13 protein-coding genes are annotated in these 13,577 nt (G+C 60.2%); all 13 read right to left on the reverse strand.

Features of this window, described 5'->3' with window-relative positions; all coding sequences use genetic code 11:
• Window positions 1-8: 8 nt before the first annotated feature.
• Window positions 9-1,160 carry an O-antigen ligase gene (locus K4O48_RS17650; RefSeq protein WP_222909651.1) on the reverse strand — a complete coding sequence of 384 codons (1,152 nt, stop codon included), beginning with the start codon at window positions 1,158-1,160 and terminating at the stop codon, window positions 9-11.
• The gene (locus K4O48_RS17655; protein ID WP_409518907.1) at window positions 1,157-1,915 is read right to left on the reverse strand and encodes a glycosyltransferase family 2 protein; all 759 of its coding nucleotides are present in this window, start codon (window positions 1,913-1,915) and stop codon (window positions 1,157-1,159) included. The genes K4O48_RS17650 and K4O48_RS17655 overlap by 4 nt, the downstream gene beginning before the upstream one ends.
• 3 nt (window positions 1,916-1,918) lie before the next feature.
• Window positions 1,919-2,791 carry a DUF6625 family protein gene (locus tag K4O48_RS17660; RefSeq protein ID WP_222909652.1) on the reverse strand — a complete coding sequence of 291 codons (873 nt, stop codon included), beginning with the start codon at window positions 2,789-2,791 and terminating at the stop codon, window positions 1,919-1,921.
• Window positions 2,792-2,793: 2 nt separating this feature from the next.
• Window positions 2,794-3,750, reverse strand: a complete 957-nt coding sequence (locus K4O48_RS17665) for a glycosyltransferase (RefSeq protein ID WP_222912147.1) — start codon at window positions 3,748-3,750, stop codon at window positions 2,794-2,796.
• Window positions 3,750-4,475: a CatB-related O-acetyltransferase gene (locus K4O48_RS17670; RefSeq protein ID WP_222912148.1), complete on the reverse strand. Its 726-nt coding sequence runs from the start codon at window positions 4,473-4,475 to the stop codon at window positions 3,750-3,752. The genes K4O48_RS17665 and K4O48_RS17670 overlap by 1 nt, the downstream gene beginning before the upstream one ends.
• Before the next feature lie 61 nt (window positions 4,476-4,536).
• Entirely contained in the window at window positions 4,537-5,649 is a 1,113-nt protein-coding gene (locus tag K4O48_RS17675) for a glycosyltransferase (RefSeq protein ID WP_222909653.1), read from the reverse strand.
• Window positions 5,636-7,390, reverse strand: coding sequence for a carbamoyltransferase (locus tag K4O48_RS17680; protein ID WP_222909654.1), 1,755 nt, complete (start codon window positions 7,388-7,390; stop codon window positions 5,636-5,638). Before K4O48_RS17680 ends, K4O48_RS17675 begins: the two co-directional genes overlap by 14 nt.
• A gap of 12 nt (window positions 7,391-7,402) precedes the next feature.
• Window positions 7,403-8,854: a lipopolysaccharide kinase InaA family protein gene (locus K4O48_RS17685; protein ID WP_409518908.1), complete on the reverse strand. Its 1,452-nt coding sequence runs from the start codon at window positions 8,852-8,854 to the stop codon at window positions 7,403-7,405.
• The gene (locus K4O48_RS17690; RefSeq protein WP_222909655.1) at window positions 8,851-9,585 is read right to left on the reverse strand and encodes a lipopolysaccharide kinase InaA family protein; all 735 of its coding nucleotides are present in this window, start codon (window positions 9,583-9,585) and stop codon (window positions 8,851-8,853) included. Before K4O48_RS17690 ends, K4O48_RS17685 begins: the two co-directional genes overlap by 4 nt.
• Complete coding sequence (gene rfaP / locus K4O48_RS17695) at window positions 9,585-10,391, reverse strand: lipopolysaccharide core heptose(I) kinase RfaP (protein WP_222909656.1); 807 nt, start codon at window positions 10,389-10,391, stop codon at window positions 9,585-9,587. The genes K4O48_RS17690 and rfaP overlap by 1 nt, the downstream gene beginning before the upstream one ends.
• A complete protein-coding gene (locus K4O48_RS17700; RefSeq protein WP_222909657.1) occupies window positions 10,388-11,509 on the reverse strand; it encodes a glycosyltransferase family 4 protein in 1,122 nt (373 codons plus the stop codon). Before K4O48_RS17700 ends, rfaP begins: the two co-directional genes overlap by 4 nt.
• Window positions 11,509-12,510, reverse strand: a complete 1,002-nt coding sequence (waaC, locus tag K4O48_RS17705; RefSeq protein ID WP_222909658.1) for a lipopolysaccharide heptosyltransferase I — start codon at window positions 12,508-12,510, stop codon at window positions 11,509-11,511. The genes K4O48_RS17700 and waaC overlap by 1 nt, the downstream gene beginning before the upstream one ends.
• Window positions 12,511-13,545, reverse strand: a complete 1,035-nt coding sequence (gene waaF, locus K4O48_RS17710; protein ID WP_222909659.1) for a lipopolysaccharide heptosyltransferase II — start codon at window positions 13,543-13,545, stop codon at window positions 12,511-12,513.
• Window positions 13,546-13,577 lie beyond the last annotated feature (32 nt).

Here is a 13,577-nt window from a genome sequence, read left to right on the forward strand (position 1 = left end):
ACCCCGACCTAAGCCCCGTCCGCTCGCCGGTTGACGATCAGCGCCATCGGCAGCAGTACCAGTAACCAAAGTTCGTCGGGGTTGCCGACCAGCTTGCTGCCATCGAAGTTCAAGGCCACCAAAGCCGTAAATAGATAAAGCCCCCAGGGATCGCGCTGCCTCCAGGCATGCTGGAGCACCACGGCCATTAGCATTAAGAAAATCAGCAACGACACCAGGCCGCTATAAAGACCAAGCGCTAGGAAGATATTGTGAGGATGCTGGATTGGTGCACCGCCAAGGATGGTCGCGTCCGTAACATGCTGCATGCCGCAGCCCAGCCACAGACTGCATTCCAACCACTCCGCAGCGAGAATACCCCATAGTTCGAAGCGGCCAGCGTCGGCACGAGCGAACAGACGAGCCACCTCTGGTATCTCACGCATGGCGATCAGGATAAAGCCAGCCATCAGCACAGCTGCGACCCCCATCAACAGCAGGTAGCGCGCACGGCGCAACATTACCCAGCCAGCGACCAGACCGCCAATTGCGAGCATACCGACCAGCCCGGAGCGACTTTGAAGCACATAGGCCATGCAGAAGATTGCTAGCGAGGCAGCAGCAGACAGTTCCAGCCAGCGCCGCTGGGCCAGCCAAGTAGGCAACGCTAGAGCGAAGCAGCTAGCCAGCCACATGCTGGTGTAGATCGGCCCGGTCATCCGCCCTGGCAGCCAAAGCACCCGCTCGCCAGGGGCATAGCGGCCGGTGAGCCAATAGACGATGGCCGAGCCCAGCACATATAGACCCAGTACCCAGAACAATCCACGGGAGAACAGTGGCGTGCGCAGTGGCTGAGGATTGACCAGTTGGCTGACCAGCAACACAAACAAAGCCATATAAAGCACATGCTTGAAATATTGGCCGTCCACCGACAGGGCGCCAATCAGCACATACCAAGCGCATAGGGCAGCCCATAGCCACAAGGCGGGAGACGACCGGACATCGCGCGCCCTACTCACCAGCAGCACGCCTAGCGCTGGCAATGCCAGCAGTACGTAATAGACGTTGTTAACCATCTTGCTAGTGGGCAACAACAGAAAACTAGCGATAAAAACAAGTAAGGCTGGGGTGAAGTAGCCTACCCGCTCATGTATTCCATTCAGGCGCTTTACGACAGTCAAAGCATCACCCCACATAAAAGACCAACAGTGAACGCCAAAATCAGCCGCAACCGCTCATGGCGCTTGCGTCGTGTCTTCTTTACCTGCTCCTCGGGTACGCTGACATGCTCGCCAAACCCTGTATGCAGTACGGCGTCGTTCTCTAAGATCAGTGCATGGCGCTGCTCTCCCGCGTACAGCCGCGAAAGGTCCTTTTCGCCGGCGTGTTGTGCATAGGGGGCGTGCTGCTGATAGTCGACCAAACGGCGCAAACCTGGATTGAAGGAGAAGCCCTGCCAGTCCTCCTTGTGCGAACCGAGCCGATAGCACGGGATATTCTGGACCACCTGGCGCTCGCCCAAATACACATAGGGGCTATGGATCGCCAGATCGTGGGCAAAGCTACGCAGCCAGACCTGTAGCGCCTGCGGATCAGCCTCTAACAGAGACTGCGACTCCTCGATGAAGCCCGGCCGATAGAACGCCCAATCGTCCTCGCAATGGAAGATCCACGGGGTCTTCACGTGCGAGTAGGCCAGATCGATGGAACGCATCTGCCCCAGCCGCGGCACATTAATGAAAAAGGTGGTGTGCTCGCGCCAATGCTCCGGGATGCAGTCTTCAACAATCTGGTTGCCCGAGTCTTCGGTGATGAACACCTCGCGAATCGGCATCGTATTGAAGGCATCGAAGCTAGCCAGCGTCTGCGTTAACAGGTCGAAACGCCCACAACTGGTCACTACCAGAGTAACGTCACTGTCCTTAGAAAAGATCAAGATTCAAACCTCTCGAAAACCTTGGGGGGTGATGCTCCACGTATCCTGTTCGGCCAGCGTGGCATCGCCCATTAGCTCAAGTTCGTTATGGGCTGGCCAGGCATCGCATTTCCAGCCGATGAAATGAAAATAAGGAAACTCCCGCATGCCGTCGCGGTCGTTGCGCAACCGCCCGAGCTGCCAAACCCAGCGCCGCGGGAAGTTGAAACTTCCATCGAGCCAAGCCACCCGGCCATTCGGCGTGCTAAAGGCTTCGGCAAACTCGCTGCGCCGCCGCCAGGGGTTAGAGATGTCGACCAGCCGCCGCAACGGCGTCGGCCAACTCTTGTGACGGATGAACAATCGACTGAAGGCGCCCTCATCGAAGGCGCTGTGTTCGCTAGAAGCCAGTTTCGCCTGCCAGCCCGGTATTTGCATGAAGGCCTCGCGCATCCGCGCATTGTTGCGCAGCAGGCAGAGATGGCCAGAGATACGCCGCTCATGGGTTGAGAGCAGATCGAAACGCTGCAGCCGCTCGGCGCTGAAATAGCCGCGCAGATCGCCATAAACCAAATCGATGTCGCTGAACCCCCAAAAATCGAAGCCGTCAAGCTCGTCGGCATGCACATGCCCTAGTGCCGGCTTCAGGTCGCAGAGCTTGTAGGGGCTCTGTGGCCGGAACTCAATGCCCAGCCGAGTGGATACTTTGGCGCAGTAATCGGCAAAGCTCATGACCCGGAAATGGATATTGTCTGGCGCATTGGGCGGCGTACCGCAGTCGGTGAAGAACAGCCACCGCACATCCGGATTGAAACGGCAGCTCTGCAGGAAGAACGGCATCCAGAACGGCCAGCGTCCGAAATAGGGAATGAGGAATAGGAGTCGCGGCGCGGTCATGCTCAGACTCCCAGACGGTTGCGCAGTCGGCAGAACCAGCCGGGCGCAGGGGCAGATCGCAAGGGCGCCGCCATGGCCTGTACGATCTTGGCGCCAATGTGCGCAAAGCTGAAGCAAGACTCGGCCAGCGCCCTACCGCTGTCGGCGATTCGCATCGCCCAAGCCGGATCGGCGCGCAGCTGCGCCAGCTTGCGGCGCAGTTCGCCAACCGTCCGGTACAGCACAAGGTTCTCCATGTCGACGAAGCCCAGCGCGCGGTTCTCCTCCTCGCCCTGATCGTAGGCAAGCAGCACGCAGCCGCAGGCCATGGCCTCGAAGTTTTTGATCATGTACTCGCCCATGCCAACGTCGGCGCTAACAAAGAAACGGATACGGTTGAGGGCGTTGAGGTAGTCTTCACCGGAATTGGTACGAGTTGCCACCAGGTTCTCCATCTGCGCCAGCTCGTCCAACAGCGCCTTGCGCCCGCTGTAGGCAACACTCTTGGTGCTGCCGATGAAGCCCAGTTCAATATCGCGCTCGCGCCCCAAATCGCGCAGCAATGTCTGGTCGTAGCCTTTGGGGACGAACATCGCATCCACCCCCTCCTCGCGCAAGCGCCGGGTCACAACCTGGCCGGAGCTGATCACCCGCGCCCAGGGCAGCTTGCGATAGTGCGCGCTGAACTTGCCGGTGTACTTGCAGGGAATGTAGTTCTGATACGCGTCATGCTCGAGGAGGACCAGGTTCGGTACGTTGCGAATAAAGTCCACCTGGCGGATCTCCTGCTTGAAGCGCAGGAAGAACAGGATGCGGTCATAGCAGGCTATGTCCACGTGGTCCCGGAAGTAACGCCGCAGATTGGCCTGATCACGGCGCCCAAGCCAGCGGATGTCGCAATCGCAGTGGTGCTGAATGCTTTCGTAGAGACGATCCAGGATCGCCCGCTGTTCGGCCTGAACGAGAAATAGGACCTTCATCATATCCCCCCGTGTACGCGACGCTCAGCAAGCGGGAGCTCGCGACAGCCTCGGCGGCTGACCTCGACTCGCCTAAAGGAGATCCGTCCGCCTTCCTGCAGCGCGGCAATGGCCCTCAGGAAAGATTCTGGATCGTTCATCGGCAAGCCCTGGAGGACTGCGAGCGGCAGCTCCCACCAGGCACTCGCCAGCAACGCGTCGATTAACTGCGGTGGATGACGGTAACGCAGGATGCGCGCCGGCGTCCCAGCGACCACCGCGTACGGTGGTATATCGCGTGTCACCACGGAGCGCGCCGCGACCACCGCACCCGTGCCGACCACGACTCCCTCCATGATCATCGCCTCGCGGCCGATCCAGACGTCATGGCCGACCTCAGCCGGCTTGCCGGGGGCGGCGTAGTCTAAAGATGTCCCGGTGTACTGAAAGGGATGCGAGCTGACCCAGTGCAGCGGGTGACCGGCCCTTTCCTGACCGATCACGACCGCGTTGCCAATCGAGCAGAACCGTCCTATCCGCGCGACATTTAGCAGTTCGGAGGCGCTGCGCACATAACTCGATGCGCCGACCTGCAAGTGCTCGAAGGTGCCAATCACTTTACCGATGGAAGCACCCTCTTCCAGCACCAGCAGCGCTTTGCCGGGTAGGGCGTGTATGTCGACAGCCAATTTGAACCCACGTCTGCGCAACCAACGCCTATAGAGAGTCGCCTTCAGCGTGTTGATCAAAATAATTTCCCTTGAAAATCCGAGTAGGTAATGCGCTGGCTGGCTGCGCCACGGCGGACTAGTCTGCCGCCAGTCGCCAGTTGATCATCATCGGCAACCGCCAAAAAGTGGCCCGCACGCATTGGTCAGAAAAACGCAGCAGCGCCTCGGCAATTCGCGGAGCGTCCTTTGGCGCCGTCGCACTCTGTCTCAGAGTGCGCGCCAAGGCATGTTCGTCGGCCCGCGTGAATAGCCACCCAACGCCATCGACCACCTCCCTACCTCCTCCACAGTCCGAGCAGATCACCGGCACTCCAGCGGCCATTGCTTCTAGCAGCACCATGCCGAACGGTTCGTGATCGGAGGTAAGAGCGAAGACGTCAAATGCCTTGAAGTAGCGACGGCCATACGGCACCTGGCCGAGAAAGCGCACCCGTTCGCTCACCTCAAGCTCCGCTGCCAATGCCTTCAACGGGGCCTCCAAAGAGCCGCTCCCCATGATCGCCAGGAGGCTTTGACCCGGCAGCTGGGGCAGCGCTAACGCAAAGCCGCGAATAAGCGTTGCTTGGTCCTTGTCCGGATGCAGACGGCCAACATTGCCGACCACCCATGCATCCTGAGGCAGCCCGAGGAATACCCGAGCCTCTTCACGTGACAGGTGTTCAGCCCGCACCGCAGCTATATCTATACGGTTGTACAGCGTCTCGATGCGCTCAGCCGGCCAGCCAGAGAGGCAGGCGCGGAGATCGTCTCTCACGGCATTGGATACGCCCAGCAGCGTCAGCCGCTTTCGATAGAAGTTGGCAAACAGCTGACGCGGACGACGCTGATAATCGCCCAAGGCATGGTGGATACCGATCACAGGCAGCCTGGTACCCAGCAATGCTACGTAGATCGGCTTGAAGCGATGGGCTATGCAGAACGCGAAGTCGCGTGTGGCGTCGACCTTTCGTATATCTTGAATTGCCTGCAGCTTCAGACCGCGCACGTCGCGGCTGCTATAACCGAGGAACACCACTTCATCCGAAGCAGATCCTTGCACAACCTCATCACTCGGTGAGCCTGTGAGATATACCGTGCAGACCTTGTATGGCGTGCCAGCGAAAAGCGCGGCGTATTGCCGAGCACAGTCGAGAAAGGGCCCGTCATAGCTGTGGCAAAACTGCAGCACCCAATTCTTAGACGCTGTCATACCATTCCTTACCGTCCTTGACCACGAGGATGTCCTCCATGATCAGGTACTGCAAGTCCGAGCCATAGAACATGTTCAGCGCATCGGTTGGAGAGCAAATCATCGGTTCACCGCGGCGGTTAAGCGAGGTGTTCAGCGAAACGCCGTTGCCGGTGAGTTTTTCTAGCTCAAGCATCAGATCGTACCAGCGCGGATTGTGCCGGCGCTCCAGCACCTGGGCGCGGGACGTTCCGTCCTCGTGAACCACTTCGCCGACCCGCTCCTTCCAGCCCTCGTTGACCTCGAAGGTGAAGGTCATGAATGGGCTGGGGTGATCGACCTTGAGCATTTGTGACGCAACGGTATCGAGCATGGACGGGCAGAAGGGTCTCCAGCGCTCGCGGAACTTGATCTGCTCGTTGATTCGATCGGCCACGCCTGGCACGCTCGGACAGCCGATGATCGAACGGCCGCCAAGGGCGCGCGGGCCGAACTCCATGCGCCCTTGAAACCAGGCCACGGGGTTTCCGTCCGCCATGATCCTGGCAATGCGCTCAGGGGTGTTGGTGATCTGCTTGAACACCGGCTGGTTGGGGTGCCGGGCACAGGCCGCGATGACATCTTCGTTGGAATAAGACGGGCCGAGATAGACGTGCTCCATCTTTTCCACCGGTACACCGCGCTGGTGGGAGACGTAGGCAGCCGCACCAACCGCGGTCCCGGCGTCGCCGGAGGCAGGCTGGACGAACAGCTCTTTGACGTCGTCGCGGGCGATGATCTTCTGGTTGAGCTTGACGTTGAGCGCGCAACCTCCGGCGAAGGCGATCTTGCCGGCCTCGCGAATGATGTCGCCCAGGTAATAGTCCATCATCTGCAGCGCGAGCTTTTCGAACAGCGCCTGCATGGCAGCCGCGTAATGGATGTAGGGATCGTCGGCGATATCGCCTTCACGCTTGGGCCCCAGCCACTCGATCAGCTTGGGCGAGAAGTAATAGCCCTTGCCCTTCTCCTTGTAACGACGGAAGCCGATGACGTTGGCGTAATCCGTGTTGATGGTTAGTTCGCCATTCTCGAACGTGGCCAGGCGAGAGAAGTCATACTTGGCGGCATCGCCGTAGGGCGCCATGCCCATCACCTTGAACTCGCCGTCGAGCATCTCGAAACCGAGGTACTCGGTGATCGCACCGTACAGACCGCCCAAAGAATCCGGATCGTAGAATTCCTTGATCTTGTGGATCTTGCCGTTCTCACCCCAGCCGAAGAAGGTGGTGGCGTATTCGCCCTTGCCATCGATGCCGAGGATGGCGGTCTTCTCGGTGAATCCCGAGCAATGGTAGGCGCTGGAGGCGTGAGCCAGATGGTGCTCGACAGGCTGCAACTTGACCTTCTTCAGGTCGAAGCCCAGCTGCTGCAGGCACCACTCGATGCGCTTCTTGTAGCGGTAGTAGCGGCGGTTGCCCATGAGAATGGCATCCAGCGCGCGGTCCGGTGCGTACCAGTAACGCTTGGCGTAGTGCCAGCGGGCCTTCTCGAAGATGCTAATCGGCGCGAACGGAATGGCCACCACATCGACATCGGACGGCTTGATGCCGGCCTGCTCAAGGCAAAACTTGGCTGATTCGTACGGCATGCGGTTCTTGGCATGCTTGTCACGCACGAAGCGTTCTTCTTCGACAGCAGCGATCAGCTTGCCGTCAATGTACAGAGCGGCGGAAGGATCATGACTGAGGGCGCCGGAAAGGCCGAGAATCGTCAATGCCACGGATATTGCCTCTTAATCTTCGATGCGGATGCCGGGCACCGCAGGTAAACGTTGGTCAAGCAGTTGATGCAGCGCGCTGTCGGCCGGCCAGTTGCGCAGAAAACGTGCACGATCCTTGGCATAGGCCCGGGCGAAGCTGGTATCGCTAACATGTTGCTGAACAGCATCGAGATCAATGAGTGTCCAGCGGCCCCGCTCCCAGAATATGTTGTGCCCTTTCAGGTCCCCATGACTGATGCGTTCGCGAATCAGCGTCGTGAACAATCGGTCCAGCGAGAACAGCTCTTCCTCGGGCGGACAACTATCCACGTACGGCTGAAAGTGCGCGATTATATCTTCACCCGGAAGCAATTCGGTAATCAGCCACGCGGGGCCACGCATCCACATCCAGCGCCGTTCGATGACTGCCAAAAGCCGGGGGGTGGCAACCCCTAGAAAGTCGAGGCGATTGCCTTCGATCCAGCTGTGCCAGGCGCGGCTAGGGCGCCAGAAACGCTTGACCCAATGCAGCGGGTTCTTGATGTTGTATCGTTTGATTAACAGGGGCCGCCGTTCCAGCTCGATTCGCGCTACGGTGGCAGTACCGCCGGTCTTGAACAGCTTGCCCTTGGCGATGAACGCATCTGGATCGGCAAGCACCGCCTGCAGGGCTGCCTCCTCATCGCGCCTCACCACCTGCGCACCGAACGCACCGATACGCGCACTGAAGAGACTGCAATCGCGCGCCACCTTTTTCAGGTAATCATTCAGACGCCAGGCGCGAGTCTTACGGATATCCTTGAGCAACGCCTCCAGCGGCAGCGCATGCTCGCTGTTGGCGAGTAGATAGTGCACCAGCAGCTCTTCGATGAACGGCTCAAGCTCTGCCGGCAACTGGGCGAAGAAAACACCAAGGTTTTCCAGCACGCGCTCCCGAGATAGCGGCCTTCCGGGCACTTCCGCTTTCACGCCACCGCCGTCAACCACATAGAGCTGGTCACGTGCGCGCAGCAGATTGTCGAGGTGCAGATCGGCCTGCCAAATACCGCGCGCGTGCATATTTGCGATCAGCGCAAGCGCAGCCGCGAGTACCTGCTCCTGAGCCGATGACAGCGGAGCATCTTGCTCAGTGTCCCGCCAAAGGCTCCAGAGACTCTGAGCACCCTCGAGATAGCCGAACGTCAGCCACCCCCCCTCTCGCTCAACCCAACCCTCATCTAGCAGAGTAGACGTCGGCAGGCTCTGCCCAGCCAAGAGCGCGGCACCTTCACGCTCGCGTTGATAATGTCGACCTGCCTTATCTCCGACCAGCACCTTGACCAATACCTGGCGCCCCTCCCATTCAGCGCGGGCGACATAGCGCTGCCCGGGCAAGACGCGCAACCACGAGTCGATCAGCATTTCGCCCGAGGGGAGTTCCAGAACCAGCGGCAATGAAGGCTCACGGCCAGCTTTTGCCAGCTCTCCGAGCTTCAATCTGGTCATTCTCGCCCCTCGAAAAACTTTAAGACCGCGCGGATCCTGGCCTTGTCTCGGTTATCCAAGTTCTGATGACCGCTGTACTGCAGGTAGAAACGCAAGCGCTGCGTCCGCGTGAGCTGGTATTTGGCAACTTTGTCCAGACAGGCCAGGTCCTTGACGATCCGCCGCTGCAGGAACGGTCCACGCCAGAACGCGCCGGTCGGACAGTCGATCAGGTAAAGGCGGCGCTGTGGATCGACCAGTAGATTCCGCCACTTTAGATCGTTATGCGCAAAGCCACGGTCGTGCATCGCCCGCGTCGAGCGCGCCAATTGCAGACTGACATCCTGGACCCAACGACGATCACGCAGGCGCGCATCGGTGGTGTTGGCCAGCAACGCAAGATCTTCGGTCTGCTCAAGCTCGCGGGTGATCAATGCTCCACGCAAAAAAGCACCACCGCGGCGCTCCAGGCCGTACGCCACAATTGGAGCGGTCGGAATGCTCCAGCGCCGGAAGAGCATGAGATTCTGCCATTCGGCCTTGACCCGAGGCCGGCCGACAAATCGACGCAACCCTTTGCCTGCCCCAGAGTAACGTTTCACGTAATAGCGAACACCGTTACGCTCGATGCGGATGACCTCCGACAGCAGATCCCGGGTCAGCCTCTCGCCTTCCAGCTCGAATACGCTCTCTAGCCTGCCGAAGTCATCGCTCAGATCGGCATAGGCCGGGTCGAGTGTCCAGCCTGCCATCACAGCGCATCTCCGTAGCGCAACTTGCGGTCTTGAAGCTTTTCCGCCTTCCGCTGCAGCCAAGTCAACAACGAAGCCTCGTCACACAGGACATTCCGTAGCGGCCGCTGGAAATAGACCTGGAGAAAACGCAGCTTGTCACGGCGCGTCAGGCCGATGCCCAACGCCGAGAAATACAACCCGGCCAGATCCTTGTTGCGCCAGCGGCGTGGCGTCTGGGCGCGGGTGTGGGCGCGGTGAAGGTCAATGAGCGACAGGCGAAAATCATGCGCCGTCACCGGCTTGTCGGTATGCAGCAGAAAATGGCAGATGTAGAAGTCGCGGTGATTGACTCCGGCACGGTGCATGTTCCCAGCCATGCGAGCGACTTCCGCAATCAGCGCGCGCTTGAGCACAGGCTCCGGCGGTTGTTCACGCCAGTTTGCGGCGAAGTCCTCGAGGCTGACCGTCGGTGCCAGTTCTTCGGTGATGATGAACGAATGCTGAGTGGCGGGATTGCTGCCGCGCTCACCATAGGCAACGGCAGTCATGGTCGGTACGCCGACCTCGTGTAACCGTTGGATGGCCCGCCACTCTTGCCCGGCGCCGAGGACTGGCAGCTTGGCGGTGCTGAGGTTCTTGACGATCTCGCCCCAACCGACGCCGCGATGAATCTTGACGAAGTAGCCGCGACCGTCGACTTCGGTGCGCAAGGTGCGACGCCCCTCAAGCTCCCGATAAACCTGCCCCTGCAGCTGCTCGACGGCCTCGATCGGATCGCGGCCGGCCCAGAGGGTTTTGAAGGGTTCTGTGACGATCAGTTTCATGGGCGCTCCGCGAGGATCACATCCGCTGCCCGCTCGGGCATGCTGTACAGATCGGCGCGTCCGGCAAAAGCGAGAGCGTTCTGCGACCACAGTGCGCGTTGCTCATTGCCCGCAAGCATCTCGGCCAGAAGCCGATCGAGATGGCCTTGCTCGAAAGGACTCGGCACCACGCGACCGCAATCGGCATCGGCGATGTAATGTGCATAGCCGCAGACATCCGTGACGAGCACCGGCAGCCCGGCGACCAGCGCTTCGAGCAGCACGGTACCGGTGTTCTCGTTGTAGGCAGGATGGATCAGCAGGTCGGCGCCCAGCAGGAACCGCGGAACGTCACTGCGGCCTTCAAGGAAGACAACTTGATCGGAAATGCCTAGATTCCTGGCTTGTAGCTGAAAGGACTTGGGGTCGTCCTGCCCAATGACGAACAAGCGAGTCCGTCGTTTCAGCTCTCGAGGCAGCGCAGCGACGGCTTTGAGGCTGCGGTCGAGCCCCTTGGTCTTGAAACCGGAACCGATCTGCACCAGCAGAAGATCGTCGCCCTCAAGCCCGAACTCCCGTCGGAACTCGGCCCGAATGTCGAGGGCATTGGACGGCGCATTTCGGTCCTGGGCAATGCCCGGCGGCAGCAGGTGAAAACGATCAGCCGGCGTTGCGTAGTGCTTGATGAACAGCGGCTGCTGCACCTCGGAAATCATCAGGATCTGCGTCTTCGCCTGCGGGGCGAACACCGCGCGTTCGTACTCGGCGAAATGCTTGTAACGGGCCCAACGACGGTAGATTGGGTTACGCAGGGTCTGGGCCTTGTCCTCGAAACAAGGGTCGGCGGCGTAATACACATCCAGCCCTGGCATCTTGTTGAAGCCAATCACCCGATCCACTGGACGCTTTGCTAGGTCCGCCTCGACCCAAGCGGTGAAGCGCTCGTTGCGGGTGTGGTTGAACAGCGCCTTGACCGGCGCGATCAACACCTCGAAACCTTCGGGCACCTCGCCTTCCCAGATCATCGCGTACACACGGATCTGGTGGCCGCGGCGCTGGCATTCCAAGGCGATGCGCATGAAGTCGCGCTGCAGCCCACCGAACGGGAAGTATTTATAAAGGATGAAGGCCAGCTGCATCAGGTTGTCTCCGACGACCGCAACAGGGCCTTGAGTTCGCTGGCGACCCGCTCGGCTGGCAAGTCGTCAAAACAGGGTTTGTGGCGGTCGCCTTTGCCGGCGTTCGGCCCCGAGGCACAGAGGTGAACCTGGGAGCGACCATAAGCGCCCACTCGGCCAGGCAAGGTCGGGCCATAAAGCGAGATGCTCGGAACGTCCAACGCAGCGGCAAGGTGACCGAGCCCGGTGTCGACAGCAACACAGGCACGCGCTCCGGCAACGACCTTGGCGATCCCACCGAGATTTAACTTGGGTAACACCGAAACACTCGAGAGATTTTCAGCGATTCGCTCGGCTCGGGCCTTCTCGTCTGCGTTGCCCCACGGCAACCGAATCGACCAGCCAAACTCACTCATGCGCTCGGCCAATTCGCGCCAATTGCCTTCCGGCCAATGCTTGCTCGGCCAAGTAGTCCCATGCAGAAATAGAAGGTAGGGTTGGTCGCCCGACGTGGCCAGTTGATTTCGATCCAGCCCGTAATCGGCCATCGTTTCGGGCACCGTGTAACCGAGCACCTGCGCGAACAGTTGCCGCACACGCTCGAGGGCATGCTGATCGCGCGCGATAGCGTAACGCCGGTCATAGAAACGAGATGCCAGCGGCTCTCGCGCTGACTCGCGGTCCAGCCCTGCGACAGGGGCGCTAACGTATCGGGTCAGCCAGGCACTTTTCAGCAGCCCTTGCGCGTCGATAACCAGGTCATAGCGAGTTTCGCGCAGGCGCGCTTTGAAGCGGCGCCACTCGCCCGAGCGAAGGGTCTGCAAAAGGCGCCTGCGCCAGCGGCGGATCGCTACCGGGATCACCTGCACCACGGCAGGATGCCATGCCGGGATTTCCGCAAAGCCCTCCTCCACCACCCAATCGAACTGAATGCCGGGTATCGCGCGCTGGGCATCGGTCAGCGCCGGAAGCGTGTGAATTACATCACCCAGAGACGACGTCTTGATGAGCAACACCCTCACTCAGCGCACCTCGACCGACTGGGGCAATAGGCGATCCAGTGCGTCGATAACCGAGCGTGGTTCGAGTTCACGCATGCAGTTGTTGTGGCCAAACCGGCAGGTTCGCTCGAAACAAGGGCTGCAATCGAGCCCCAGCCGCACGACTTCGACCTGCTCGGATAAAGGCGGAGTGAATGCCGGCGACGTGGAGCCGTACACCGACACGAGCGGCCGGCCTAGCGCCGCGGCCACGTGCATCAGACCGGAGTCATTGGAAACCACCGCCTCGGCACACGACAGCAAGTCGATGGCCTCGGCCAGGCTGGTCTCACCGGCGAGATTGAGCGCTTCTTCGCGTAGACCAGGAATTAACCGCTGAAGGATCGTCTCGCCCACAGCATGATCATTCTTCGAACCAAACAGCCATACTTGCCATCCTTCCCGTATTTTCGCTTCGGCCACCTGGGCGAAGTGCTCGGCCGGCCAACGCTTGGACTCGCCGAATTCGGCGCCCGGACACAGCGCTAAAACGGGCCGATCCACGCTCAACGCAAACCGCGCCAGCGCCGCATCACGACTCTCGGCATCAATGCGCAGGGATGGTTTCGGGTAGGGCTTGGGCAGCTCAGCGCCTGGCTCGAAGGCCAGGGCCATGAAGCGTTCGATCATCAGCGGATAACGCTGCTTGTCGAGCTTGCGCATGTCGTTAAGCAGGCCGAAGCGCATCTCTCCACGCCAACCGGTGCGCTTCGGGATGCCAGCGAAGAAAGGCACTAGTGCTGACTTCAGCGAGTTGGGCAACAGGATCGCCTGCTGATATTGCCCGCGCAGGCTCTGGGCGATGCTGCGCCGCGTCGCCATGTCGAGCACGCCGTGCCCGACCGGAAAACTCAGCGCTTGCCGGACCTCGGGCATGCGCTCGAGGATCGGGCGACTCCATTCGGGCGCGAGTACATCGATCTGGCAGTCTGGATGGCGTTGTTTCAGGCACACGAACAACGTCTGCGCCATCACCATGTCGCCGACCCAGCTAGGACCCACAATCAGAATATTCATAAAGGCAGCTTCAAGCTTCGGGCCTCAGGCTG

The organism is Pseudomonas sp. DNDY-54, from assembly GCF_019880365.1.
Classification (GTDB): domain Bacteria; phylum Pseudomonadota; class Gammaproteobacteria; order Pseudomonadales; family Pseudomonadaceae; genus Stutzerimonas; species Stutzerimonas stutzeri_P.

What these genes read in the sequence shown, in the direction of transcription:
- K4O48_RS17660 (WP_222909652.1), bottom strand. Translation starts at nt 2,791, where the DNA reads ATGACCGCGCCGCGACTCCTATTCCTCATTCCCTATTTCGGACGCTGG.
- K4O48_RS17665 (WP_222912147.1), bottom strand. Translation starts at nt 3,750, where the DNA reads ATGAAGGTCCTATTTCTCGTTCAGGCCGAACAGCGGGCGATCCTGGAT.
- K4O48_RS17675 (WP_222909653.1), bottom strand. Translation starts at nt 5,649, where the DNA reads ATGACAGCGTCTAAGAATTGGGTGCTGCAGTTTTGCCACAGCTATGAC.
- K4O48_RS17685 (WP_409518908.1), bottom strand. Translation starts at nt 8,854, where the DNA reads ATGACCAGATTGAAGCTCGGAGAGCTGGCAAAAGCTGGCCGTGAGCCT.
- K4O48_RS17690 (WP_222909655.1), bottom strand. Translation starts at nt 9,585, where the DNA reads ATGGCAGGCTGGACACTCGACCCGGCCTATGCCGATCTGAGCGATGAC.
- rfaP (WP_222909656.1), bottom strand. Translation starts at nt 10,391, where the DNA reads ATGAAACTGATCGTCACAGAACCCTTCAAAACCCTCTGGGCCGGCCGC.
- K4O48_RS17700 (WP_222909657.1), bottom strand. Translation starts at nt 11,509, where the DNA reads ATGCAGCTGGCCTTCATCCTTTATAAATACTTCCCGTTCGGTGGGCTG.
- waaF (WP_222909659.1), bottom strand. Translation starts at nt 13,545, where the DNA reads ATGAATATTCTGATTGTGGGTCCTAGCTGGGTCGGCGACATGGTGATG.